The organism is Yersinia alsatica (assembly GCF_025133195.1).
Classification (GTDB): domain Bacteria; phylum Pseudomonadota; class Gammaproteobacteria; order Enterobacterales; family Enterobacteriaceae; genus Yersinia; species Yersinia alsatica.
The window spans coordinates 3,823,744-3,849,343 of the sequence record NZ_CP104006.1 but is presented as its reverse complement, the minus strand read 5'-3'; the positions used below and the strand labels follow the sequence as shown (position 1 = coordinate 3,849,343).

The window sequence follows — 25,600 nt, the reverse complement described above, 5'->3', positions numbered from 1 at the left end:
TATGACCATCCTGAATAGTGTTTAATTTGACGGTTTATCTGGTCGCAAGAAGCGAAGAACCGGCATATTAACCCCTTTAATAAAGATAAAGGCCAGCAGCAACGAGCCCCACAAGGCCATGGTGATATAACTACTGACCCCCATGATATTCAGCCCACTCTCCAGCATTTGCAGCAAGAACAGCGCCAGTACAATCCCGAAAATCTTACCAAAGCCGCCATCAGGATTTACCCCACCTAATACCGTGGCCAAAATAGTGATAAGCAACAGTGACTCGCCATAGGATGCTTTAGCCGAGTTCAGTTTTGACATCATCAGCAGCGCAGCAACAGCACACAGCAGTGATGAAATTACATAGACCCAAATTAGCGTGCGGCGAGTATTAATCCCTGAGAAAAAGGTGGCTTTTTCATTGGAGCCAGACAGATAGATCTGGCGGCCCAAGGGGGTTTTAGCCAGTATTAGCCAGATAATCGCCGCCACAGCAACAAACAGGTAGAGCGGCACTGGGATGCCGAGAAAATAGCTGCGATCCAGCGCCAATACATAGTTCGGAAAATTAGAAATAGCCGAGCCTTTGGAGATAAGCACATTCACACCTTTGAGCAAGGTCATGATGCCCAGCGTTGCCAGAATAGGGGATACCCGCACAATCGAGATAAGTATCCCATTAATCAGGCCGACCACTAAGGCGACTGATGCCCCCGCCAGCAGCATTAAAATCATTGAACTGAACGTGGGTGCCAGATGGGTGCAAACCCACGCCATCACCAGTGCACTGGCATTGGCGGTAGCAATAATTGATAAGTTAATCCCACCAGTTAGCATAGTGATAGCCATTGCCAGCGTTAATACTCCAGCCACTGGGATTTGTGAGGCAATGGACTGGAAGTTCGCTGCAGACCAAAAAACCTGCGGGATCAGCACACTGAATACCACCGCAACCAGCACCAACAGTGCGACCAGCCAGCGTTCGGTATGATCACGTTGAGTTGTTTTCGACATGGTTATATCCCTACCTTATGACGTTGGCCCCAGGCCGTCACACTGATGCTGATAACAATGACCAAACCGATAACCACGGTATGCCAGTACGACGAAATACCCAGTAAATTCAGGCCATTTTGCAATATCGCCAGTAAAATCACCCCCAGCAAAGTGCCGGTTAGGGTACCACGCCCGCCAACAATACTGGTCCCCCCCAGAACGACGGCTGCCAGCACCGTTAGCTCATAACCGAGCAATGAATCGGGGGCCACCGTCAATACGGTATAGGATTGCACCACGCCAGCAATACCGGACAAAAAGCCCATATAGCCATAGACAAACAGTTGCAGCTTGAGAATGCTGAACCCCATGCGCGATGCGGCTTCCTGATTGCCACCCAATGCATAAATTTGGCGGCCAATGCTGGTGCGAGTCATCAATAGGGCGGTGACAATAATGGTGGTCAGCAGTGTCAGGATAGGCAGTGAAAGGCCATAGTCATAGCCATCTGCGGCGGTGAATGAAAATAACATTGGCCCATGTTCAAACCATTCCGGGTAGGTATACAGCCAGACTCCCCGGCTGAGATACAGCAATAACCCATAGAATATATTCAGCGTAGAAATGGTAATAATGATGGATGGTACGCGCAGGCGATTAACCAACAGCGCATTTATCAGCCCCAGTAATAAGCCAATCCCCCCCGCTAGCGCGAAAGCTAGCGGGAAATTGCCACCAAACTTCACAATTAAGGTCACCATGACATATTGCGAAATAATGGTCATGGCCGGGAATGAAATATCAATACCGCCAGAAATCAAGACGATAAATAACCCGCAAGCCAGAATAGTTAACATGGCATAGTTATTTATCAAATCATAAATATTGGCGAGCGTCAGAAAATCTGGGCTGGTGAAAGCAAGATAAGTCGAAATAATCAATATAGTGAAAGCCAACATCACTTCATGGCGTTTCAGTTGTTCTTTATTGAATAGACCTGATTTAGCCACCTCAGGTTGATTAACTGCATGGGGGTTAGCCATTTACTACCTCCGCAATGGCTGCTTCGCTGCTGTTGCCCGGCAAAAACTCCTGCACCAGCTGCCCGGACCGCATGACTAAAATACGGTGGCTGTTAAAGTAAGCTTCATCAATCTCGTCGCATACCATCAATACCGCAATCCCCCGTGCGGCCAGTGCATTGATAATATTATAAATACCGGCTTTGTTAGCGATATCGACCCCGACGGTCGGAGAGTCGAGGATCAATATTTGCGGATCGGTTGCCAGCCATTTGGCAATGGCAATGCGCTGTGCATTCCCGCCGGATAACGTATTGACCGGCAAATCACTGTTACCGATTTTGATCGACAGATGTTTGACCATATCTTCCACCAGAGTATCGACCCGCTCAGTGCGCATCAGGTGGAAAGTATTTTTCAGTCGGTGCAAAACCGTGGCACTGATATTGTCGCGAATGGATTGCTCCATAATCAGCCCGGTGCTCATTCGGTCTTCCGAGACATAGCCGACCCCGGCCGCAATGGCATCACGGTTACTGGCAAAAATCATCGGCTCATCATTAATACGAATGGTACCCGACTCTGGCGTGGTTAAACCGAATAGGCTGAGACACAGCTCAGTGCGACCAGAACCCAGTAAACCGACCAACGAAACAATCTCGCCGGGGTGCAGAGTCAGTGAAATATTATGATATTCATTGCTGCGGGAAAGTTCTTCTACGGCCAGTACCGGCGGGCGGGCCGCAGTATAGGGAGGCAATACCTGAAAATCGAATTTCATGCCGGTCATCAACCAAGCCAGCCGTGCGTTATCCACCTCAGCCGCCGGATAGGTGCCGACCCAATCACCATCTTTCAACACCGTGATACGGTCTGAAATCTCCAGCACTTCACTTAAGCGGTGGCTAACAAATACCACACAGATATTGCGTGATTTTAGCTCGTGCACTACGCGCAGTAAGCCGTTAACTTCTTGGCGGGTTAGGGAGGCGGTAGGTTCGTCCATAATAATCAGGCGGGCATCTTGTGCCAGAGCGCGGCAAATGGCGACCAACTGTTTTTGGGCAATAGGTAAATTCTCAACCAATTCATCCAGATCAAGATGGGCATCAATGCTGTTGATGACGCGCTCGGCAGTCGCGCGCATCTGGCGTTTGTTCACCCACAGATGATGGTGGTAATGGTTCATGGCGATATTCTCAGCCACGGTCAGGTTCGGAAATAATGACAAATCCTGATAAATAACCTGAATCCCCAGACGGACGGATTCAATCGGCGTCAGGGTAGAGTAGGTTTTGCCATCGATAGTCATTGCGGCATCAGTATCGGGTTGATAGACACCGGAGATAATCTTGATCAGTGTCGATTTGCCACAACCGTTCTGCCCTGCGAGGCAATGAACCTCACCCGGTAATAGGGTCATAGCCACCTTATTTAGCGCCTTGACGCCATAAAAGGTTTTACTGATATTTTCCAGGGTAATGAATGGCTGCATACCTACATCCTCGTGATTCTGTTGGGCATTAATAGCAGAGCCGAAGACCATCCTCGGCTCTGCGATAACACAAAGAATCAATACAGCGAATCGACGTTATCTTTGGTCACTCTCAGCACATTGTGGAACTGAATCAGATGCTTATCCTGATCAACTTCCGCTTTGCCCACCCCTGGAATCTCCATGCCAGTCTCGATTTTCTCGCCTTTCAGCACTTTGTCAGCCACGGCTGTCAGCGCGTAACCGGCAGAACCTGGGTCATAGGTGACGCCCATGGCGATATCACCGCTTTTAACCAGTGAAGCCGCTTGAGATGGGATCATCATGCCAAACACATGCACGTTGTTTTTCGCCCGTTTCTCTTTCACCGCACGACCAGCACCAATTGGGCCTTGTGAACCGAAAGCGACGATGCCTTTCAAGTCACTGTGGGCTTTCATCAAATCCAGTGTGGTGCGGCGTGAGTCATCAATACTCTCGGCGACAGGCATACGGCTGGTCACTTCGAACATTTCTGGATAGTGCTCTTTCTGATATTTAACAAACAAATCGGCCCACAGGTTATGTTGTGGCACGGTCAGGCTGCCGACATAAATGACATAACCGCCTTTGCCGCCCATGGCTTTCGCCATCTCTTCCACGTTATCTGCGGCGAATTTGGCGTTATCGATAATTTCGATATCCCAGTTGGCGCTTGGCTGCCCCGGTGATTCGTTGGTTAACACCACGATACCGGCGTCACGGGCTTTCTTGAATACCGGCTCCAGCACATCGGCGTCGTTCGGTACGATGCTGATCGCGCTGACTTTTTTGGCAATTAAATCTTCGATGATTTTAACTTGTTGTGGCGCATCGGTGCTGGATGGGCCGACTTGATAGGCTTTGATGCCCAGATCTTTACCGGCATGTTCCACACCTTCACCCATGCGGTTAAACCACGGCATCCCGGCGATTTTCGAGATATTAACGACTTCGACTTCTTGCGCCAGTGCGCTGCCGGAGCACACCATCATGCTAAGCAAACTGGCGGCCAGTAAGGTTTTTACACTCAATTTTTTCATCTAAGGCTCCAAGAGCGGGTGTAGGTTGAGGTTATCGTTATTTCTTGAGGTGCTGGTGCAATATTCTTATCTGTTATTACATGAGTTTTATTTATGTTTTTAAAAAAATGAAGATTTAACAGGCATCAGATTTTACATCTGCACTACATTTCCTGTAGATGGACTCTAATACTCCGATAGCTATTTTCCCCATATCTTTGAATGCTATTTACATGGACAAAATAGCTGCTTTCCCTGTTTGTGACTGGGGTCATGATTCTGAGGGGTAAGGCAAAGGGAGTTACAAAAAAATGGTAGTAAAAAGAGGAATAACAATGCTGTTTACATGGATATTATGGTCTGCTGAGTGCTTGGAAGCTTAACTAGGGTGTAGGACTGAATAGCTGCTTATCTGACTATCGTACTCCGCCAGGTACCATAGCTAATAGGTGCTGGCGTGGGTAATGTTGTGTGATGCCGCGTTGCTGTAATTGCCAATATAACTTTTCGACATCATGACGTTGGCGGTTTAATAGCAAGCCGACCACACTGCCGCTGTGGGCCACATTCAGGCCATATAAATCCAGCTCCTCAACTAATGCCAGCAAGGCTGCAAAGTCGGGTTTGACCAATAAATGCTGGCTGGCTCGTGCACTGAGGGTGGTGGCTTGACCTAACAAGGAGCAATCGTGCTGGGCGGCGGCTTGCGCAAATAATTGCCATGCTTGCTCCAACGTGGCGGCACTTGCCAATAATGCTGTTTGACGATCACGCCGATGGTAGTCTTCGGTGCTGAGGATATGCGGACTTTCCAGTAGCAGAATATCTAGGTTGGGTTGCCAGTCATACGAAATTTGCGTGGCGGCGCTCTGGTGGTCAAATAAGGTTAGTCGCTGAAATAACGTGCTGTCAGTGGGCTCGAGATTAACACATAGGGTAGCAAGTGCAGCCTCATCGAGGGTTTCTCCCAGATGACGGGCAGTAGCCAGCGCGGTGGCAGCAATATCTGCGGTACTGCTGGCCAACCCTTTTGCCACTGGAATGGTGGACTCAAAACTGATGTGCAGGCCACGGGCCATCTCCACCGGCAGGCCGAAGTGCGCCAGTACTGCCGCCAGCATCTGGCGCATGCGCGGCCGCTCATGTTGACTTGGCGCGCCGTTGCTGACGGACACGGTGCTGAACCAGTTGACCGGGCAGGAAATCAGCTTCTCACCCCCCAGTATCCAGCCCTGAATCAACTCACCACAGGAGGCCGGGCAGCGGGCTTCAGCCATGGCTGAAAACCTGCCGCAGGGCGGTGATGAGCTGTTGGTTATCTGCCGCACTTTTAATGGCGACACGGTAGTGGTCGCGCGTCAGACCAGGGTAATTGGCGCAATGGCGGATCAGAATATGGTGCTGTAAAAGTGCTGGCTGCAAGTCAATTTCAGGTTTCAGGCAGCGCAAGAAAATATAGTTTGCCGTACCTTGCCACACCTGCAATGCCGTTATCTGACACAATTCCTGATATAGCCAGTGCTGCTGCTGTTCCAGCCATTGATGAGTGGCCTGAATATAAGGTTGGTCATCAAGAATAATCTCACCCGCCAGTGCCGCAAATGCATTGATAGTCCAAGGCTCGCGCTGTTGCTTCATCTGGCGGATAGCGGCCAAATCACCGCTGAGCAAGTAACCCAAGCGCAATCCCGGAATGGCAAAAAATTTAGTCAGTGAGCGCAATACATATAAGCGAGGGAAATCAGCTAATTGAGGCGTTAATCCCGGCGCATCTGGCAGAAAGTCGATAAAAGCTTCGTCGACAATCAGGGCGATTTGCAGTTGATGGCAGCACTGCACAATGGCTTGCAACAGCGCAGGATCTGGCATCAGGCCGGTTGGGTTATTGGGGGTCGCTAGAAACAGGCAATCAGGGCGCTGTTTTTCCAAGACGCTGAGTAGGCGCTCATCGGGCTGATAGCCGTCGGCTTCGCTCATTGCATAATCATGAATCTGACAACCCGCACGATGCAGGGCACGGCGGTATTCCGCAAAGCCGGGGGTCAGCAGCATTGCTGTTCGCGGTTGCAGATACTCTACTACGGCATAAATCAATTCGGTGGCACCATTGCCCGCCATGATGTTTTCCGGCAAGCAGTGGTGGGCGCGCGCCAGTGCGCTGTGCAATTGGCGGTACTCAACATCAGGGTAGTGTTCAGCACGGGCTAACTGTTCAACAATGGCAACCTTTAAAGAATCCGGCATACCCAACGGGTTGATATTGGCACTGAAATCAATGATGTTCGCTGCATCTGTCCCGATTTTTAGTGCCATTTCCAGCACATTCCCACCATGCTCACTCATCGCTACATTAAACCCTTAGTTAGCTTGTGCGTTTAGAATACCATAGGCGAGGGAATTGAGTTTAGCGACAACACTTCTGGTGTGAATGCCAGAATCTCCCGCAGGCGCACCACCTCGCCAATAACAATCAGAGCCGGGGCCGATAAACCTTGCGCGGCAACTTGGTCTGCCAGAGTGAGCAGTGTGCCGCTGGCGACTTGCTGCTGCTGATGGCTGGCGTACATCACCACGGCGGCAGGGGTGGTTGGCGCTTTACCTCCAGCGATCAATTGCTGGCAAATCGCCGCCAGTTGCGTCATCCCCATCAGGATAACCAACGTACCTTCCAATTTGGCGAGTGTGGCCCAATCTTGCGGCTCATTACCTTGGCGCAAGTGGCCGGTTATCACATGAAAACCGGAGGCATAATCTCGATGAGTTACCGGGATCCCGGCATAGGCCAGCCCGCCAATAGCCGAGCTTATCCCCGGTATCACTTCAAAGGGAATATCGGCCAGTGCCAACGCCTCGGCTTCTTCCCCCCCGCGGCCAAACACATAAGGATCACCGCCTTTGAGCCGCACGACATTTAATCCGCGCTGCGCGCAATCAACCAGAATCTGATTAATCTCTGGCTGTGGGACTAAGTGGTGATTAGGATTTTTGCCCACATTAATCATTTCGCAGCCATCTGGGGCTTCAGCCAGCAACTCGGCACAGACCAAACGGTCATAAACCAGTGCTTGGGCCCGACGAATCGCCTGTAATCCTTTTACGGTAATCAGCGCCGCATCCCCTGGCCCTGCGCCCACCAGCCAAACTTTCCCACTTTTCATATTATTTCTCATTGTATGGCGAGAGCCGGTTGTACCGGCAGATGCAGTGCCACGCGCAGAACATCACGGGCAATCATTAATTCTTCATTGGTATTGACGATAGCAATTTGCACTGGGGCATTATCCTGTTGGATAAAAAACTGATTTTTTAAGTTTTTCTCTTCATCCAGTTCAATTCCCAGAAACGCCAATTCGCGGCATATTTGCTGACGGGCAGTGCGGGCATTTTCCCCAATTCCGCCGGTAAAGATCAGCGCATCAATTCCGCCCAACTGCACAATATAGCTGCCAATCACGGCACGAATTCGTTCGGCAAATAGCTCAAGAGCAACCACCGCGCGGGGGTTACCATTGCTAGCGGCTTGCTCCACATCACGGTAATCATGTGAGATCCCCGAGATACCCAACAAACCGGATTGGTTGTTGATCAGATAGTTAATTTCAGCCGCACTTTTGCCTTCGGTTTGCTGAATAAAAGGCAGAATTGAGGGGTCAATATCGCCGCTGCGGGTACCCATCATGATGCCCGCCTGCGGGGTAAAGCCCATGGAGGTATTCACCGAGCGCCCATTGCCAATGGCGCAGATGCTGGAGCCGTTACCCAGATGACAGGAAACAATTCGCAACTCCTCCAGTGGTCGCCCCATACGTTCGGCACAGACCGCACTGACATACTTATGGCTGGTACCGTGAAAACCATAGCGGCGAATGCCCAGCTCTTCATAGTAGCGCCACGGCAGCGGGTAGAGATAAGAGGTCTGGCTGAGTGTTTGGTGAAATGCGGTATCAAATACCGCCACGGCGCTGGCATGGGGCAGGGCTTGTTGAAACACGCGGATACCCAATGCATTAACCGGGTTATGCAACGGGGCCAGAGTGCCAAGTTGCTCAATTTTATCCAACACTTGCGGGGTTATCAGCACTGAATCGGCAAAAGCTTCGCCCCCGTGCGCGACACGATGGCCGACGCCACTGATTTCATCCAGTGAATCAATAATATTGTGTTCGATAAGCGCCTTAAGCAGGTGTTCGGCACCTTGGCGGCAATCGGCTATTGGCAGGGTTTCCCGCCATTTCACATCACCAGCCCGCAGGTTAAACACCGCATCATCCATGCCGATGCGCTCGATTAATCCCTGACACAGTACCTGCTCATCACCTTGGCCAGTTTGCGCATTTAGCATGGAAAACAACTGAAATTTCAACGAAGAACTGCCGGCGTTAATCGCCATAATCTTACCGGGCATGCGACTCTCCAGAATGATTCAAAAATGTCATAAGGTCAGTTAACCCCTCGCCAGTCAGCGCCGAGGTCACAAAAATATGGGGTGCGCCCGCTTGAGTCAGGCAATCCGCGGCCCACGCCAGTTGCTCTGGGTGGCTGACGGTGTCGGCTTTGCTGATAATGCCGACCACCGGTTTGTTGAAAACCTGTGCCAACATGGGGGCGAACCAGCTTTGTGTGGCATCGGCGTTTTGCACCAATCCCACCACATCGGCCTCACAAGCGCTGGCAAGTAAGGCACTGTATAAACAACGGTTTTCCAGATATTCACCCGGCGTGTCGATGGCATTGTCCTGCCAGATAATGGCCTGGGTTTTCTGGTAATTGAGTGCCTCGCCCTGCAAGCGCTGAATCAGCGAGGTTTTACCGCACTGACTGGGGCCAATTAACATGATGCGCTGCATGGCATCAGGTCCGAGTCATCGGGCAAGCAGTAAACTTCATCATGTCACCCAAGGTGTGAATCACTTGTTTGAGCGCATACTCCACCGCCGAAACATCGCCGGTAAACACCACTGCGCCGGTAAAACGGTCGATAAAACCAATCTCGACTGCACCGGATTTAGTGGCGATATCACTGGCAATAATGGATGCTTCGCTGGGGGTGATGGTCAAAATACCAATGGCACTGCTGACATCGTTTAACCCCAATTTTTTATAAAGTGCCTTATTGGGGTTGGCTATCAGATGCGCGAGAGTTATCTGTTTACCGGGAACATATTCCTGAATCACGCGCTCGGGGGTGCTGTTCGTTTCCATCATGCCTCCTGAACTAACTGACGCCACAGCGCCTCATGGGGACGTGGGATAACGGCGCTGTAAACCAATAATCCCTTTTCACCGGCGCACTGGCTGGCCACCTCCACGGCGGTTTGCACATCGGCAATATCACCACTGAGCACTTGGTAGCATTTGCCGCCAATGCCAAACGCCATATGAATACGTACCAACGTGACATTGGCGGCCTTGACGGCGCGGTCGGCCGCGGTAATACAGGCCGCCACACTCCAGGTTTCGACGACCCCTGCCGCCTGACGGTTTTCCACCGGATTCAAGCCGCTGATAGCCGGTAATACTGAGGGATGAAGGTTGGGGAGCACGATGCTATCAACCAATAAATGGCCGCTGTGTCGCTCGCCATTTTGTACTGACTGGCTGACCGCACCGATATCGCCGCCGACCATCAGCAGATACTTGCCGGGGCACAGAGTTTTGCTCACCAGCAGGTTGACGTTGGCACTTTTTAGCATCAGATCGCAGACTTCCATCCCTTTGGCGATACTGCTTAATTCAACAATTCCAATGGCTTGTGACATGCCCACTCCTCTTTAAGAAACCCGGTCAATGGTGATGGCGCTGGTACTGATGGCGGTGATAACACCGCGGATACTGGCGTGTAGTGGTGCACCCAAGGCACTGTTTGGGATCTGCCCGATCAGTTGGCCTTGCTCTACTTGTTCACCCACAGTGACAATGGCTTCGGCGGCCGCACCAATATGCTGGCGCAGCGGCAAAATGACCTGTTGGGGCAGATAAGCCTCTTGGTTAAATGGAGCGGCTTGATACCAGTCAGTCAGATCCAGGCGGGCAATCAGTCGGGATGTCGGCACCATACGGTAATTAGCCATCGGGTCGGCTGCGCGCAGCTCACCTTGATAACGAGCACCTTGTGCTCGCAACTGGGTTTTCAGCAGGCGATTAATGCGCATTGGCGAGATATCCACCGGGCAGGCGTAGCTTTCACACACCCCACACTCTGAGCAGGTGAGGGCGCTGAGCAAGATATCCGGGGTAGCAACTTGTTGATAGATAATCGCCCGCACCAGCAGATGCGGTGGCAATTCATGGCCGATCAAGTGGCGTGGGCACAGCTCGGTGCACATGCGGCACTGTTCACATACCGTGCGGGCAATGGCTAACACATCTTGATCACTGCGGGCGCGGCGAGTGATGAGTAGATGGTCAGCGGGCAGCACCAACAGGCCACCGGTGGTTTTAGTCACCGGTTGGTCAAGGTCATGCACAGCATGGCCCATCATCGGGCCGCCATTGATATAGGCCGGGTTATTGATGGTGACGCCACCGGCTAGCGCCAGCACTTCCCGCAGCGGAGTACCCAATGGCACCGTAAGGGTTAATGGCCGCGCCACCGCGCCATTCACTGTCAAGGTACGACGAGTCACCGGCCATTGTTGTTCAACCGCGCGCGCCACATTAAGCAAGGTTTGTACGTTATTGACCACCACGCCAATACTGACGGGCAGAGCCGCAGGGGGCACCCGGCGACCGGTAGCCAGCCAGATAGTAATCACTTCATCACCGGCGGGGTAAACGTCGGGTAAAATATGCAGGCGAATCTGTGCGGGCAGCAGAGGAGTCAGCGCCGCGATCGCCGCTACATATTTGGCTTTCAGCGCAATAATTCCCTCGCGCGCGCCAGTGGCGGTCATGCCATACAGCACCCCACGCACCAGCCGCGCAGCCTGACGCGGGATCAACTGCTGGTCCACTTTCAGCATCGGCTCGCACTCAGCGGCATTGACCAGGAAAATATCTGCTTGCGCCTGAAGCTTCACCGCGGTCGGGAACCCAGCCCCACCCGCCCCGACCACACCGGCATCACGTACCCGCTGCTGGATGGTGGCAGCATCACATTGCGCCAGTTCTCCATAAGCAGGGGGAGCGCGCAGTAAGGAGGCATCAGGCATCTGAATATCACTCATAAAGTGCCTCGATAATTGCGCGGATGTCATTATCGTCAGCTGGGCGTGGATTCGTGCGCAGTGTGACGTCCGCCAGTGCGGCGGTTATCATGTCCGGGATCCGTTGTTGTAACTGGCGCTCGTTTACTTTCATCGCCGCTAAGGGTTGAGGTATCCCGCACTGGCGTTTCAATAGCTCAATTTGATGAATGAGCTGATTGACGGCCCCTCGTTCATCACCTTTTACCGGGCTGAAATGGCATATTTTCGCCAGTCGGGCATAACGTTTACGCGCCCGTACATCGGCGGCATTAAAACGAATGACCGGCACTAACAGCAGCGCATTCGCCAAACCATGAGCGATGTGAAATTGCCCGCCCAACTGGTGCGCGATGGCATGATTGATACCCAGCCCAGCCTGACTGAATGCCATGCCAGCCAGGGTGGAGGCATTGTGCATTTTGCCGCGGGTAATCAGGCAATCACCTTTACGGCAAGCGGTTGGCAGGTGACGAAACACCAACTGCACCGCTTTCTCTGCCAGTGCATCGGTAAAATCACTGGCGCGCGGCGACACATAGGCTTCCAGCGCATGTGTCAGCACGTCCAGCCCGGTGTTGGCGGTGATAACCGGTGGCACTGTTGCTACCAGCGCCGGATCCAAAATGGCGATATCCGGGTAAATCTCATCGTCAAATAGAGGATATTTAATACTTTTTTCCGGGTCACTGATCACGCAAGCACTGGTGACTTCCGAACCCGTGCCGCTGGTGGTCGGGATGGCGATACAGGTTTCTATCTCCAGACCTTGCTTGCGACTAAACCAGACAATGGCTTTGGCCGCATCCAGCGCCGAGCCACCACCAAAACCGATCACAATATCCGGGCTTAGCGCATGCATTTGCTCGATACCCTTGACCACGGTGGCGATATTCGGGTCCGGCGTGATATCGCTGAACAGGCTTATCTGATTGTCGGCGGGCAGGGCTGTTTTAAGGCGATCCAACAGCGGGGACGTCGCCAGAAAGCCGTCGCAAATTATCCAGATTTTGCGCTGATGGAAGCGTTGCAGCACTTTGAGGCTGCCTTCCCCGCTATAAATGCGTGTTTGCAGGAAAAAAGTCTTCATACGTCCTCGCTCAGCGAATAGAAAAACCGTTGGTCAGTACACAACGACGTTGGCGCGCAAAGGTGCGAGCTGACGTGGTGCCTTCTCCGGTCGGGGTGGCGATGGTAAAAGTGGTAAAGCCTTCGCCACCGACGCCAATCCCGGCATAGGACGGGCCGTTTTTGACAAAAATAGAGGTCTGCAATAGACGGGCAGCCAGATTCAGGCGCGAAACATTCTGCGAATGCATGGTTGCGGTGTGATGCAGGCCGGCTTCGACTTGCAGTGCCAGTGTCAGGCCGGCATCAAAGTCCTTTACCCGAACGACCGGTAACAGCGGCATCAATTGTTCAGTGGTGACTAGAGGATCGTCACCGGCCACTTCAACCAGTAACAGACGCGGTGCTTTGGCCGGGCAACTGAGTCCGGCGGCTTTCAGCAACTCAACCGGGCTTTTGCCGACCAGGTTTTTATTGGCGTGGCCCTGCGGGGTCAGACAGGCTTTGCGCAGGCTGTCGACATCTTGTGGATCACTGATAAGCAAAGCATCGAAAGCCTGCATTTGTTGCAATAGGCGGTCGGCGACACTCTCCACTACTATCAAGCTTTTCTCTGCAATGCAGGGCAGGTTATTGTCGAAAGATGCACCGGCCACAATATCCTGTGCCGCTTTTACCAATTCGGCGGTTTCGTCCACCAGACAAGGCGGGTTACCGGCTCCAGCCCCAATCACTTTCTTGCCGCTTTTCATGCCCATGGCCACAATGGCTGGCCCGCCAGTAATGGCGAGTAAGGCAATTTTGTCGTGCGCCATCATCTGTTGCGTAGCTTCAAAACTGGGGTCTTTCACCGTCACCACCAGGTTGCGGATGCCACAACTGTGGAAAGCGATCTCTTCAATTTGGGCAATTAAATCCAGCGATACTGCTTTGGCACCGGGGTGCGGACTGAAATAGACGGCATTACCGGCAGCCAACATGCTGATACTGTTGTTGATAATGGTTTCCGTCGGATTGGTGCTGGGGGCGACGGAACCAATCACGCCAAATGGCGAGAATTCAAATAACACCATGCCGCCATCCCCGGTCAGGGCGGTGGTGGACAAATCTTCAATGCCGGGGGTGTTTTCCAATGCCGCTTTATTTTTCAGGAATTTATCTTCTTTATTCCCCATGCCGGTTTCGCTGGCACCGCGTTCAGATAAAGAGGCTAGCTGCGGTTTGAGTTGCTCACGAATAGCGCTGATAATGGCGCTGCGGGTTTTCATCGGGCTCTGCTGATAGCGCAAAAATGCGCTATGGGCGGCATTCACTGCTTCATCCACGCTGGCAAAAATAGCGCTGGAGGCAGACGCAGTTGCGGGCGTCAGTTGCTCGGTGAGGATAGTGCGAATGAGAGACTCAAGGTTATTAATGTTCATTATTCATTCCTCAGATGTAAAGCCGATATGGCCGCTTCTGCTATGTGCATATCTTGTTCGACGCTACCGCCGCTAATCCCTAAACCGCCTACCAGTTGGCCATTGCGCCACAGCGGGTAGCCGCCACCAAAACTCACCACTTTACCGCCGGTGCTGGCTTCCAGTTGGAACAGGTCGGCCCCCGGCTGAATAGCGTTGCTGAGTTGGTGTGTGGCCGTTTTCATCGCCACCGCGGTCCAGGCTTTTTTCGGGGCCAGCTCACTGCTCACCAGTAGGGTGTCGGGCATACGGTAGGTCATAATCATATTGCCGTGGCGGTCGACCAGTGCCACGACCACCGCAATATGTAATTTCATGGCGGCATCGATAGCCAACTTAACCAACTGATGGACATCAGAAAATCCGAGTCCGGCAGTAGCGGGTGGTGTGGTTTGCGCCGCCGCAGTAGGGGGTGCTTGCATGGCTGATGCCTCAGTGGCCGCCAGATAACGGGCTACCACGGTTTGAGCGGTTTGTTGTAACTGCTGGCGCTGGTCTTCATCGCGAGCCAGTGCATACAGGCAATCGGATAACCGATTCAGGTATTGCAATAGCACCGGGCGCACGGGCACTTGCTCTGCCAGTTCAATCAGCCGCCGCTCGCAGCGCCGCGCCAGAGTGCGGGCAAAATGCAGCCGGCTACCGGCTTCGGTATTTCCGGGCAGGATAAAACCGTGCACCGGGGGTAACTGCGCCATGCAGCGGTCAACGGCGTGTTCCAGTGCATGAATGTCTTGTTCGTGAATACTTTTGCGGCCAACTGGCGGAGTCTCGATACCTTCACTGGCCAGTTCGGCACTGAAATAAAACAGCTGATGCTGTACGGCATCGAGTAACAGAAGGTTTTCCTCACCTTGTGCTACACGGGCACACAAACTCAGTGCGGCATTCAGTTCATCCAGGGTGCCGTAGGTTTCTACCCGTGGGTGGCTTTTTTTCACCCGTTGGCCGGTGAACAGGGCCGTAGTCCCCGCGTCACCTGTTTTGGTATAGATGCTCATAAAGTCACCTGCTCAATCAGTAAGAACACTCATCGACGATGGCGACGATCGCCAGATCGATGGCATCATTCGGCTCGGCAAACACCCGCCGGGCGCTGGACCCTCCTGATAACAGCACCAACTCTCCCTGACCGGCACCCACCGAATCGACCGCCACTTCATCCGGCGTCTTGCTATCCGGTGGCAGCGAGCCATCACCGGCAACACGGCGCACCAACAGCAGTTTTTTCCCAATCAAGGTGGGTGATTTTTGCGTTGAGACCACGGAACCTACCACTCTGGCCAGTTGCATGATTTACTCCTGCCTTAACAGTTGAATGTGACCGGCTGACAACTGGTCTTGCGCCAGCGGTGTCACCAGTGTGTGGTGGTCAATAAGCAACCAGCCGGGGCCGAGTGTGGCAATATCGCGATAACTCAGTACCTTACCGGCATAGAACCGCACGGCTATGCCACGGCTGTCACTGAATGTCAGCGGCAACGGGCGCAGCGCAGCGGCGGGCAGTGCGGGCAGTAACTGGTGGTGCAGGCTGATATGGACTTTCATCCCCCATGACCAGGCTTCGTTCAGTGCGGCTACCGCCGGACAGTGGGTATCGGATTGCGCCAAGCGGCAGATAAATGCCAAATCCGGTAGCATCAGGTGCAGATTGGCATGTTGCACGAATACCGCTGGATCAAGCCCGGCGCGCAGTTGAGGCAGCAACAGGGCGTGAACCCGGCGCTCGCGCTCAGCCAACCGCGTGACAATCTGGCTGACCAGTTGCTCGGTTTGCGCCTGAGTCAGATTCATGGTTGCGTTGTCCGTGGTGGCGTCAACAAAGTGGCAAAGGCGGCCGGGTCGTCGGCACCTGCGGCATTGGCCTCGTCGGTATCGATGTGCATTTCCAGTCTCATTTGGGGTGAAACGCGAATAGCGACATCGTCCATAATTAAGCGACGACCACTGCCCTGAATGGCTACCTGCACCCGGTCGCCGTGTTTTACCCGGTAAATAAGGGCATCCAGCGGTGACATATGAATATGGCGCAGTGCCACAATCACCCCATGGGGCAGTTCCAGCTCAGCGTACGGGCTGACCAGCCGGATTGCCGGGGTGCTGTCCAGATTGCCAGACATGCGCAGGGGAGCATTAATCCCCAAGATGCGGGCATCGGTGCGGGAAATTTCCACCTGGCTGCGGCTACGTAACGGGCCAAGAATCCGAACGTTTTTTAGGCTGCCCTTTGGCCCGACCAAGGTTACCGTCTGTTCGGCAGCAAATTGGCCGGGTTGCAGCAGCGTTTTTTTCTCGACCAGCGGTTGGTCTGGGAACAATTGCTGGTAGTCCTGCACCGAGAGATGCAGGTGTCGATTGGAAACCCCAAGCGGGATCGGACGAAGACGCATTTCGTCGAGGATCTTACTGACAACGGGTTCCAGTAACGCTTTTTCCATCAGACTTTTCCTCGTTTACCCAAGTGGATACAGCGAAAGCGAGGCTCACCTTTATGGCGTCGGCAAGCCGGATCGAGACAGAGATTACAACTCACGCGCGGAGCTGGCTGGGCCTCACTTTCATCGGTGCTAACTGCGGGTTCGGCAGCACTAATGGCCTGTTTGGGCGCATCATCGCTGGCGATATCAGCAGGTTGCTGGGTATCGGCTTCTTCTGTCTCTTCAGCAACTGAGCGGGTTTCTACTGCCGGTTCGACAGCTGTCACCTCGGCAGCGGCTACCTCAACAGCAGCCACCGCAACAGCAGCCACCGCAACAGTAGGAGCCAGCCAATAGGTCATCAGCGCTGTTGCCGGACGGGCCAGCACTGCGCGTGAGACCAAACCATGATGCTGTTCGGCAAAGGCGGCACCGGTACTGATTGCCGCCTGAACCGAGGCCACATCACCGGTCAGGCGGATTAACATCCAGCCGGAGCCGTTGGTTTTTTCTATCCCGATCAGCTTGACGGATGCCGCTTTTGCCATGGCATCCGCCGCGCCGATCGCCAGCGCTAGACCGCTAACTTCAAGTAAACCCAGTGACGTTTTCACGCTGTGCTCCTCTTCTTACCCTTAGGCAGAGGTCGGTAAAATGGCTTCTACATCGCTATGCGGGCGCGGGATCACATGGCAGGATTTAACTTCACCCACCGCGCTGGCTGCCGCAGAACCGGCATCAACAGCTGCTTTTACTGCGCCGACATCGCCGCGAACCATGACAGTGACTAAGCCAGAGCCGATTTTTTCGTATCCCACCAGTTGTACGTTGGCAGACTTGACCATGGCGTCAGCTGCTTCGATAGCCGCGACCAGGCCTTTGGTTTCAACGAGTCCGAGTGCGTTGTTCATAGATTTGAGTTCCTTGTTATAAAGTTAGGGCTATCTTGTTTGCCATTTTGAACCCCGGCAGTGCTCGCCATCCTCACGTACTGTTTGTACGCTCCGGTGGCTGTGCGCTGGCGGAGTCCAAACTGCCTGCACTGATAACGCCCTGCTATTTGAGTGTGGAAAACTTAAACGGTAAACCTTTAACCAACCGGGCGGCGTTGTTGCCGAGTCGCCGTAGTTGGTCTTCGTCTTGTGCCCACGCCTGCCGGAACAGCGGGCTAGCGGGCGGTAAATTACGGTAATGCACCACTACTTCGTCGGCCGAACATGCCAACCCCACCAACAGTGGAGAGCGGGTGGCTGCCTGCCAGGCGCGCTGTATGGCATCGGTGTCATCGTCTTGCTGCCATTGCCAGGGAATGCCTTCTTCCTCTATGCCCAGTAACACCTGGTGCCAGATGGCCTCTGGTGTTTGTGAGGTTCGGCTGATTACGATGGCGGGAGCATCATTGGTGAAGTTCATCAGTAACTCTCCCGCTGATAGGCCAGAATCAGCCCGGTTGCCACCGCATTGCGCGGACCTTCACTGGCGCGAATATTGCCGCGCCCTGCCACCAGCTTGTAGTGGGAGAGGGCATCGGTCACCAATTGCGGGATTTCGAAGTCCAGCGACGAGCCGCCGACCAGCACCACGAAGGGAATATCGCGGATATTGCCGGTTGGGCTGACTTGACGCAGGGCGCGTAGCGCATTGGTGACAAACACCCGCTCTTTCGCCGAGCGGCGGATATTGCGCACTTTCTCCAGTGCGTAATCCCCCGGCAGTGGCACCAGACCTTCCGGTTTGACGACCACCAGCCGGGCAAAGACCTCGGGCGGCAGCGGTTGTGGGAAGAACTGCACGCTGCCGTCTTCGTGGCGCAGGTGGAACAGACTTTCCACTTTTGCCAATGGATATTTCTTGATGTCTTCGGCCAGATAGCGGTCTTGAAGATCCAGTTCAGAGGCAATGATCATCGTGACCATGTCTCCGGCTCCTGCCAGATGAGTCGCCACTATTTGACCTTGGGCATTGATGATGGAGGCGTCGGTAGAACCCGCGCCCAAATCGAGGATGGCGAGTGGCCGTCGCGTCCCTGGTGTGGTCAGCGCGCCGAGTATCGCCGCTTCGGCTTCCGCCCCCCCGACCTGTACATCAATATTCAGGGTCTTCTCGATTTCACTGGCAATATGCGCCATTTGCAGACGATCAGATTTCACCATGGAGGCGATACCTACCGCCTGCTCGAGCGAGAACTCGCCCGCCAGACCGCCAATGACATTGACCGGCACGGCGGTGTCGACCGCCAGCAAGTCTTGAATAAAGATTTCATTGGCTGGTTTGTTGGTCAGTTCTGCCATGGTATGGCGCACGTGCTCGAGCATGCCGCCGATATTGGTGCCGGGTTCACCGCTGACATTGTCCAGATGCCGAAAGCTGTTCACTGCGGTCATAATGGCTTCACTGCCGCTGGCAACATCCACACGGACAGTGCGACCCTCGGCAAACAACTCCAGATGACCGGCCGGTATGGCGCGCGCTTTGACATCCCCTTCAGGTGTTTTGACGACCACCGCTGAACGAGTGCCAATCAAGGCGCGCGCGACCGGAACAATGTTTTTGGTTTCTTCGGCACTGAGTTCAAATACCGTGGCAATGCCATAAGGGTTAGAGAGGTTTTCAATCACCTGACCCGGCATGGCAACTTCAACCGCCGCCAACATGCCCATGGGGATGCGGTCGATATGCAGCACCTCATCTACAATCGGCAGCGGGTGGTTTAGGCGGTTGCTAACCAGTACGCCATCATCGCGTTGCAAGATAATCGCGGTAATGCGGTATCCGGCACCGTTAGCGGCGTTGACCACGGCGGCGACATCAGCAAAATCGACAGTTGAGGGCACCACCAGAATGTAAGGTTGGGCGGGATCACGAGTTACCAGCTCATCAATAGTGATGGTCAGCCCGACACCCAGCCCCAGCCCTCCGGGGGTTTTCGGGTTGTGGCCGATCATGGTGGATTCAGTGATTATGGTTTCAGTGATGGTTTCCATCGCCACATCACCAATTACCGGGGTTGCCTCATTGATGCGAATCAGACTGATATCACTGAGGGTGATACCGGCCTTTTCCACCAACATATTCAGCGCCTTATTGATGCCGAATAGATTGCGCTGCGTCCCCTTGACACCGGTGGTCTCCGTCAGAGTGCTGGCAACAAACTGTAACTGACCGTCAGTTGCGCATTGTGCCAATGCCACTTCTGTTGATGAATTACCGATATCCACACCGACTATATACCGCCCCATATTCCTTCCCTTAAATTGCTGACAGCTTATTTGCCCACATAACCCTCTGCTTGCGCCGAGGTGAGCGAAGGGCCTATATGGCTAGGAGCGCTCCGGCGACTTACGCCGCTACGACCCCAATGACATATCTCCCTTCGTTTGCTATTGCTGAATTAATCGTCGCCTTTCAGCTTCTTGCGCTGGACATACAAAACGGCAGCTTCGCGCACAAAAGCGGCGCAAATAGTGGCTTGGTATGTTTTTTCCAGATCATCGGCGATGGCATTCAACTCTTCTTTACTGGAGCGGAATGGGCGCAGGGCGTTATAGATATCCAACACCTTGTCATCTGGCACCGCAGTCAGCTCGGCCGCACGTTCGAAGTTCATTGCCAACAGTGGGCGACCGGCATCTTTGGCGATAGAGGCCTGAATACGCAGGATTTCCGGTGTAATACGTAAATCCTGTGAGGTCACACTGCCGTTCAACACGTTAGCCAGCGTCAAGTCATCCAGAGTTTTATTGGTGGCGGTTTTAACCCAGTCTGGGTGCTTATTCGCCAGCGGATAGTCAGAGACTTTGGCATCGCTGCGCGAACTGGCTGCCGGTGCTGGGCAAGCAGCAGGCGACTGGCCTTGCAAGCTGTTCATCTTGCTCAACACATCGCGAACCATGGATTCAATAGCTTCGGAATTCATTGTGTTTTCCTTTGTTAAAGCGCTACCCGGAGTTCCTGAGGATTCTTGCCAGTCACCACATATTTGGTTTCTTTAATGTGCAGAATCGCTGATTTAGCCTGATATTTTGGCCGGGCCATTTGGTCATTCAGAGTTGGAACCGGTTGTGGTGACTCCCGCTTGGCGTAACGCGCGGCGTTTTTGCCAATCAGCCGGTAGGTTTCCAACGTCAACAACGGTGCTTGCGGGAACAACTCCAGATTGGAGAGTGGCGGCAGACCTTGCTGATGAATAACCGTGGTGCCTTTTGACTGAATGCCGATAGAAATCCCGGAACCACTCAGGCGGTTGCCTTCGACGGCAACAAAGGCCACGTCGGAGGATTTAAAGCAGCGGATAACGCGCGCCTTAATCCCTTCCTCTTCAATACCGGCAATCAGTTCGCGCAGAATGTTTTTATGCGGTATCCCGACGATATTGGCGGTTTGTGACAGACCAAATGCTGGCCCAACCGCAATAATGACTTCGTCCTGTTGGCTGCCGGGGCGGGCTTCACCTACTTCAGTGAGAAAATCCCCTGCTGCTCCAGTGCTTACCGCCGCTACGGGTTGAGTCTCTTGCTTAAAGGAGACGGTATTCTGGTCTCCCTGCATTTCCTGTAATACGCCCTCAATAATTTGGCGTAACAGTTTTTCGTTAATATCCACCATCTCGTGAACCCCTTAGCCAAGCTCATTCGGATCAAGCGCGTTTGGAATATTTTTGATCTCTTCCCAACGTGCACCTTCCAGCCGGTAACCGGTAGCTGGCCCTGCGTAGTCATTGACGTCATTCACTGCCGACAGCACTTGGTTGTCGCCTTTGATGATCGCCGAGGTATGCAGATAGTCACCGGCAATCTTGGCTTTCTGGATGTTGAGCATGTCTTGCGCCACATCTTCGAAACCGCCTTGTGCCAAGGCCTTAACCACTTCCAAACCGGTGCGGTTTTTGCTGATGATTTCCTGAGCGAACTTGATGTCTTCGACGATGTTACGTTCCGGCATATCTTTCGAACCGTGGGCATAAGTCGCCGCAATGACTTCTTCGTCAGTGATCGGTGGCAGGCCCATACCGGCGAACACGGCTTGCAGCGCGCGCGCGGCTTTATTACGAATGGCCACCACGTCAGCTTCCAATACCGGACGCAGGCCACCATCGACTTTCAGGTCGCGTTGCATCACGTTGTAATCGTCAAAGTCTTCGGCATCTTCGTTGGAGCCGGCGAACATGTTGTCGTAGTTCGGCACCGCAGAATAACCAGAGGAGATAAAGTCAGTACCGGGCAGGAACTGCATCAGCAGGCGAGCAGTACGGCGCATATCTGAGTGGGTAAAGGTCTGGTCGTTACTGGACGCACACTCCAAATCCAGCGCTGAACAGATCAGGTTTTCTGCCAAAATAGCGCGAATGCCAGATGGCACCGCCGATGGCACACCGACGCAGCTGACGGAACCGTTTTGCAGCCCCTGAACCCCGGCGGCTTTGGTGATGTAAATGCAGCGCGCTTCCAGATACAGCATGGATTTACCTTCGGCATAACCCATTTGTACTTCAGAGCCGGAACCCGAGGTAAAGCGCATTTTCAAGCCGCGTGATGCATAGGAAGAGGCAAGGAAACCTTTTGACCATGGCGTGTCATCACCGTCGGTGAACACCGGTTCAGTGCCATAAACCGAAATAGTTTCGGCGTAACAGGTGTGGCCTAACATCCCCAGTTTCAGCTCGGTAGCTTCTTCCAGAGAACATTGCGTCAGTACACCCGGGCGACCCACTTGCGAACCTACCAACAGCGCGATGGCGTTGAACGGCGCGTAACGGGCCACAGCCACAGTGGTTTCTTGCTCATCGAAGCCACGGAATGCACCTTCGGCGGCGTCAGCGGCAATCTGCACCGGATTATCTTTCACGTTGGTGACGTGGGCTTGTTGCGATGGGGTACGACGAGCGCGCATTTTCTGCATCGACATCATCATTTCCACCACGTTCATGTGGGATACCACCTCGACGATCTTGGCCGGTGTCATGGCGGTCGTCAGTGGCACAATGGTGCGGCGCGACACATTTGGGTCACACAGCATATTGGCCAGCTTGATGGAATCCATCTTCATCACTTCTTCTGCGTGCTCCAGATTGATACCGTAGCGGGCGATAAAGTGGTCGATCAGGTCGAAACTGCTTTGTGGTTTGCCGTCCAATTCGGTCACCACACCATTAACAATCTTGATGGAAGGTTTCGGATCATTCGGGCTTTCCATGGCAATAAAGCCTTCCTCGATCCACTCTTTGACAAAGCCGTCCTGATTAACCGGGCGTTTCGCCAACGCTTCAAATCTTTTCGATTTCATGAAACAGCCTCACTGTGGCGTCAGATATAAGAAGGGCGGTCGTTTTTCGGTTCAGAACCCAAGGTCGCTAATACCGTTTTGCCGATCTCACGGGCAGAAATCACTGCCTGACGAACTGCGCCAGAATCACCGGAGATAACCAAGATCACTTCGTTACTAAAACTGGTGCCTTGGGCCGGGGAGCTGTAAGCCACCACGTCAACATTGGCGGATTTAACGGCGGTATCGGCCATCAAAACACCAATGGATGCCGGTGCGCCGACAATCACCCCGCAAGAGCGGCCCAGTGGCGCGCCGAATGCTTTTTCTAGTGCATGGCTGGCGCGGGCGCTGTACTGCAATTCGATGTGGCCGGCTTCATTGCCATAAACGTCACCGAACGTCCGGTCTAACTCTTTCAGGGCGACTTCGACGGCGCGTTTTACGTCTGAAACATCGTCACCACCGAAAATAATCAGCGAGCCATGACCTGCGCCGCCTTTGGTATCACGCGGTAATTCAATGCTGACCACTTCGGTATTGGTGGCTTTTACTGCTTCATCCGCCGCCATAATGTGTGGGCCAGCACCGGTACGTGCGCCTAAAATGCCAATGGAGCGATAGCGTTTTTCCAGCTTCATTGCATCGAGCAATGCGCTGTCAACGTTGGCGATTACCAGTCCGACCGTGTCACCGATCGCGGTACCAACAAATTCCGTTAAACTGCAAGTTTTCTCAGCCATAGCCGTATCTCGTTGTTTATAGGATGGTTGTTTATTGAATGATGGTTTATCAAATGAGGGTGAAGAAGATGTCGAAGCCGATTCGCTGACTTTCGCTATCACCTGCGCCATGATTTGGTCGACCAGATCATTGCTGCTCATTAGCGACTTCCTTTAGGTAAAAAAGCCTCGACATCGGTATGTGGGCGCGGAATAACATGGGTGGATTTCACTTCGCCCACGTTAGCGGCGGCAATGGCGCCAGCATCAGTGGCAGCTTTAACTGCCCCCACGTCACCACGTACGATGACGGTGACCAGACCAGAGCCAATTTTTTCGTAGCCCACCAACGTCACATTGGCCGATTTCACCATGGTGTCAGCAGCCTCAATGGCAGCGGTCAGCCCTTTGGTTTCCACCATTCCTAGTGCTTCTTGTTGCATAAATACCTCGACGGAATATCAGGAGCCTTGTTGTGGCTTGAATTGTCATGTTCAGAAATAACGTTGTCAGGTTCGTGCTGGGATTGAATATACAAACAAGCAATGAAAAAGAATGGCTGTAATGAATTTACTGGCGAGAATGGTTGGTGATGAAATAACAAAATATTGTCATTGGATATCTTAACGTATTATTTTATAAGTCTATTTCGCAATCTATTTGTAGTAATAATTGGTTATGGCATCTTCAGAATTACAATTTAAGTAGTGACATTGAATATTATCTTTGATATTTACGCGCATTAATATAAAGGAGGTGTGGCTCACATTAAATGAGAAACTGCGAGCTTGATAACAATAATAGAAAGAATAAATGGCAAGAAAATCACATTATTTAATAATCCACTGAATTGTTTACTCTCAAGACGTTGAGTGGTTTTTTTGACAGTAAAATAGCAATAATTTGTTATTGGTAGTCTAGTTTTTGTTTAATTAATGGCAGATTACGACAACACTTTCATTTTTCGTCTCTTTATAGTGAGTAGGTCATGGGCCGTGCATTCGATACAGAACGTCATATAACTTAATTAATCACAAGCAGGGTAACCCTATGAACGACTCGCTCAAAGCTCAGTGTATTGCGGAATTCCTCGGTACCGGGCTGTTTTTATTTTTTGGTATTAGTTGTCTGGCTGCAATGAAAGTAGCTGGCGCCAGTTTTGGTCTGTGGGAAATCTGTATCGTATGGGGGCTTGGGATTTCACTGGCCGTCTACCTCACTGCCGGTATTTCCGGTGCCCATCTCAACCCAGCTATCACCATTGCTCTATGGCTGTTTGCCTGTTTCCCTGGCCGTAAAGTAATTCCTTACAGCATTGCACAAGTTGCGGGTGCTTTTGGCGGTGCAGCACTGTCTTATATGCTGTATCACAACTTATTCACTGACTTTGAAACTGCCCATCAGATGGTGCGCGGTAGTTTAGAAAGCCTACAACTGGCGAGTATTTTCAGTACCTTCCCATCACCGGCTATCAGTGTTTGGCAGGCCGCCTTTGTTGAAATTATCATTACCTCGATTCTAATGGGGCTGATTATGGCGCTGACCGATGACGGTAATGGTGTGCCGCGTGGGGCATTGGGCCCACTCTTGATTGGTATTCTGGTGGCGGTAATCGGTGCCTCTACCGGCCCATTAACCGGGTTTGCCATGAACCCAGCGCGTGACTTCGGTCCTAAAATATTTACCTTCTTTGCGGGCTGGGGAAAAATATCAATGACTGGCGGGCGTGATATTCCTTATTTCATCATTCCTATCGTGGCACCTATTATTGGTGCATGCTTGGGGGCAGCAGTTTATCGCGTCTTTATTGGTAAAAATCTGGCTTGCAATACCTGTAAGTTAGATGATGAAGAAACAGTGAAATAGTCCTGAAAATTAATGATGACTTCCTCATCTTGGGACTGCAAACAGGTATTAAGGTGAGGAAATTTCGTGATCTGTTCT

Annotated in this window: 28 protein-coding genes; 1 reads left to right on the top strand and 27 read right to left on the bottom strand. The window is 52.7% G+C overall.

Annotated elements, in window-relative coordinates; genetic code table 11:
* Positions 1–21: 21 nt before the first annotated feature.
* The 27 genes from N0H69_RS17210 to pduA all read right to left on the bottom strand — a co-directional run bounded on the left by N0H69_RS17210 (position 22) and on the right by pduA (position 24,099).
* Positions 22–1,005, bottom strand: a complete 984-nt coding sequence (locus N0H69_RS17210; protein ID WP_050122263.1) for an ABC transporter permease — start codon at positions 1,003–1,005, stop codon at positions 22–24.
* 2 nt (positions 1,006–1,007) lie between these two features.
* Positions 1,008–2,030, bottom strand: a complete 1,023-nt coding sequence (locus tag N0H69_RS17205) for an ABC transporter permease (protein WP_072077535.1) — start codon at positions 2,028–2,030, stop codon at positions 1,008–1,010.
* Positions 2,023–3,504 (bottom strand): sugar ABC transporter ATP-binding protein, encoded by a 1,482-nt coding sequence (locus tag N0H69_RS17200; RefSeq protein WP_050151391.1) that lies wholly within the window; start codon positions 3,502–3,504, stop codon positions 2,023–2,025. The genes N0H69_RS17205 and N0H69_RS17200 overlap by 8 nt, the downstream gene beginning before the upstream one ends.
* Positions 3,505–3,581: 77 nt before the next feature.
* On the bottom strand, positions 3,582–4,517 hold the full coding sequence (locus N0H69_RS17195) for an autoinducer 2 ABC transporter substrate-binding protein (protein WP_235895492.1): 936 nt from the start codon (positions 4,515–4,517) through the stop codon (positions 3,582–3,584).
* 443 nt (positions 4,518–4,960) lie between these two features.
* Entirely contained in the window at positions 4,961–5,821 is an 861-nt protein-coding gene (locus N0H69_RS17190; protein ID WP_050145153.1) for a GHMP family kinase ATP-binding protein, read from the bottom strand.
* Complete coding sequence (gene cobD / locus N0H69_RS17185) at positions 5,814–6,887, bottom strand: threonine-phosphate decarboxylase CobD (protein ID WP_050122261.1); 1,074 nt, start codon at positions 6,885–6,887, stop codon at positions 5,814–5,816. The genes N0H69_RS17190 and cobD overlap by 8 nt, the downstream gene beginning before the upstream one ends.
* A 32-nt stretch (positions 6,888–6,919) precedes the next feature.
* The gene (gene cobA / locus N0H69_RS17180) at positions 6,920–7,702 is read right to left on the bottom strand and encodes a uroporphyrinogen-III C-methyltransferase (protein ID WP_050106813.1); all 783 of its coding nucleotides are present in this window, start codon (positions 7,700–7,702) and stop codon (positions 6,920–6,922) included.
* Positions 7,703–7,710: 8 nt separating this feature from the next.
* Positions 7,711–8,949, bottom strand: coding sequence for an acetate/propionate family kinase (locus N0H69_RS17175; RefSeq protein WP_050134605.1), 1,239 nt, complete (start codon positions 8,947–8,949; stop codon positions 7,711–7,713).
* Positions 8,939–9,391, bottom strand: a complete 453-nt coding sequence (locus tag N0H69_RS17170; protein ID WP_050106811.1) for a EutP/PduV family microcompartment system protein — start codon at positions 9,389–9,391, stop codon at positions 8,939–8,941. The genes N0H69_RS17175 and N0H69_RS17170 overlap by 11 nt, the downstream gene beginning before the upstream one ends.
* Positions 9,392–9,395: 4 nt before the next feature.
* Complete coding sequence (pduU, locus tag N0H69_RS17165; protein WP_050151362.1) at positions 9,396–9,746, bottom strand: propanediol utilization microcompartment protein PduU; 351 nt, start codon at positions 9,744–9,746, stop codon at positions 9,396–9,398.
* Positions 9,746–10,303, bottom strand: coding sequence for a BMC domain-containing protein (locus tag N0H69_RS17160; RefSeq protein ID WP_050106810.1), 558 nt, complete (start codon positions 10,301–10,303; stop codon positions 9,746–9,748). Before N0H69_RS17160 ends, pduU begins: the two co-directional genes overlap by 1 nt.
* A gap of 12 nt (positions 10,304–10,315) precedes the next feature.
* Positions 10,316–11,710 (bottom strand): 4Fe-4S dicluster domain-containing protein, encoded by a 1,395-nt coding sequence (locus N0H69_RS17155; protein WP_050151361.1) that lies wholly within the window; start codon positions 11,708–11,710, stop codon positions 10,316–10,318.
* The gene (locus N0H69_RS17150; RefSeq protein ID WP_050151360.1) at positions 11,703–12,818 is read right to left on the bottom strand and encodes a 1-propanol dehydrogenase PduQ; all 1,116 of its coding nucleotides are present in this window, start codon (positions 12,816–12,818) and stop codon (positions 11,703–11,705) included. The genes N0H69_RS17155 and N0H69_RS17150 overlap by 8 nt, the downstream gene beginning before the upstream one ends.
* Positions 12,819–12,828: 10 nt before the next feature.
* Entirely contained in the window at positions 12,829–14,217 is a 1,389-nt protein-coding gene (locus tag N0H69_RS17145) for an aldehyde dehydrogenase family protein (protein ID WP_050145163.1), read from the bottom strand.
* Positions 14,217–15,257: a cob(I)yrinic acid a,c-diamide adenosyltransferase gene (locus N0H69_RS17140; RefSeq protein ID WP_050151359.1), complete on the bottom strand. Its 1,041-nt coding sequence runs from the start codon at positions 15,255–15,257 to the stop codon at positions 14,217–14,219. Before N0H69_RS17140 ends, N0H69_RS17145 begins: the two co-directional genes overlap by 1 nt.
* A gap of 16 nt (positions 15,258–15,273) precedes the next feature.
* Positions 15,274–15,549, bottom strand: coding sequence for a EutN/CcmL family microcompartment protein (locus N0H69_RS17135; protein ID WP_004710233.1), 276 nt, complete (start codon positions 15,547–15,549; stop codon positions 15,274–15,276).
* Positions 15,550–15,552: 3 nt separating this feature from the next.
* The gene (pduM, locus tag N0H69_RS17130; protein WP_050151358.1) at positions 15,553–16,050 is read right to left on the bottom strand and encodes a microcompartment protein PduM; all 498 of its coding nucleotides are present in this window, start codon (positions 16,048–16,050) and stop codon (positions 15,553–15,555) included.
* Positions 16,047–16,694: a phosphate propanoyltransferase gene (locus tag N0H69_RS17125; RefSeq protein ID WP_050134614.1), complete on the bottom strand. Its 648-nt coding sequence runs from the start codon at positions 16,692–16,694 to the stop codon at positions 16,047–16,049. Before N0H69_RS17125 ends, pduM begins: the two co-directional genes overlap by 4 nt.
* The gene (locus N0H69_RS17120) at positions 16,694–17,287 is read right to left on the bottom strand and encodes a BMC domain-containing protein (RefSeq protein ID WP_050151357.1); all 594 of its coding nucleotides are present in this window, start codon (positions 17,285–17,287) and stop codon (positions 16,694–16,696) included. The genes N0H69_RS17125 and N0H69_RS17120 overlap by 1 nt, the downstream gene beginning before the upstream one ends.
* Positions 17,288–17,308: 21 nt before the next feature.
* The gene (gene pduJ / locus N0H69_RS17115; protein ID WP_004090424.1) at positions 17,309–17,584 is read right to left on the bottom strand and encodes a propanediol utilization microcompartment protein PduJ; all 276 of its coding nucleotides are present in this window, start codon (positions 17,582–17,584) and stop codon (positions 17,309–17,311) included.
* Positions 17,585–17,729: 145 nt separating this feature from the next.
* Positions 17,730–18,086, bottom strand: coding sequence for a glycerol dehydratase reactivase beta/small subunit family protein (locus N0H69_RS17110; protein ID WP_050106802.1), 357 nt, complete (start codon positions 18,084–18,086; stop codon positions 17,730–17,732).
* Positions 18,086–19,912, bottom strand: coding sequence for a diol dehydratase reactivase subunit alpha (locus N0H69_RS17105; protein ID WP_050106801.1), 1,827 nt, complete (start codon positions 19,910–19,912; stop codon positions 18,086–18,088). The genes N0H69_RS17110 and N0H69_RS17105 overlap by 1 nt, the downstream gene beginning before the upstream one ends.
* Positions 19,913–20,064: 152 nt before the next feature.
* A complete protein-coding gene (gene pduE / locus N0H69_RS17100; RefSeq protein ID WP_050106800.1) occupies positions 20,065–20,589 on the bottom strand; it encodes a propanediol dehydratase small subunit PduE in 525 nt (174 codons plus the stop codon).
* A gap of 14 nt (positions 20,590–20,603) precedes the next feature.
* Positions 20,604–21,275 carry a propanediol/glycerol family dehydratase medium subunit gene (locus N0H69_RS17095; RefSeq protein ID WP_172665435.1) on the bottom strand — a complete coding sequence of 224 codons (672 nt, stop codon included), beginning with the start codon at positions 21,273–21,275 and terminating at the stop codon, positions 20,604–20,606.
* A 15-nt stretch (positions 21,276–21,290) separates the two neighbouring features.
* Positions 21,291–22,955: a propanediol dehydratase large subunit PduC gene (pduC, locus tag N0H69_RS17090; protein ID WP_050106798.1), complete on the bottom strand. Its 1,665-nt coding sequence runs from the start codon at positions 22,953–22,955 to the stop codon at positions 21,291–21,293.
* A 20-nt stretch (positions 22,956–22,975) separates the two neighbouring features.
* The gene (gene pduB, locus N0H69_RS17085; RefSeq protein ID WP_050106797.1) at positions 22,976–23,818 is read right to left on the bottom strand and encodes a propanediol utilization microcompartment protein PduB; all 843 of its coding nucleotides are present in this window, start codon (positions 23,816–23,818) and stop codon (positions 22,976–22,978) included.
* Entirely contained in the window at positions 23,818–24,099 is a 282-nt protein-coding gene (gene pduA / locus N0H69_RS17080; protein WP_050106796.1) for a propanediol utilization microcompartment protein PduA, read from the bottom strand. The genes pduB and pduA overlap by 1 nt, the downstream gene beginning before the upstream one ends.
* 607 nt (positions 24,100–24,706) lie before the next feature.
* Here pduA and pduF point away from each other — a divergent pair.
* Positions 24,707–25,522 carry a propanediol diffusion facilitator PduF gene (gene pduF / locus N0H69_RS17075; RefSeq protein ID WP_050106795.1) on the top strand — a complete coding sequence of 272 codons (816 nt, stop codon included), beginning with the start codon at positions 24,707–24,709 and terminating at the stop codon, positions 25,520–25,522.
* Positions 25,523–25,600: the final 78 nt, after the last annotated feature.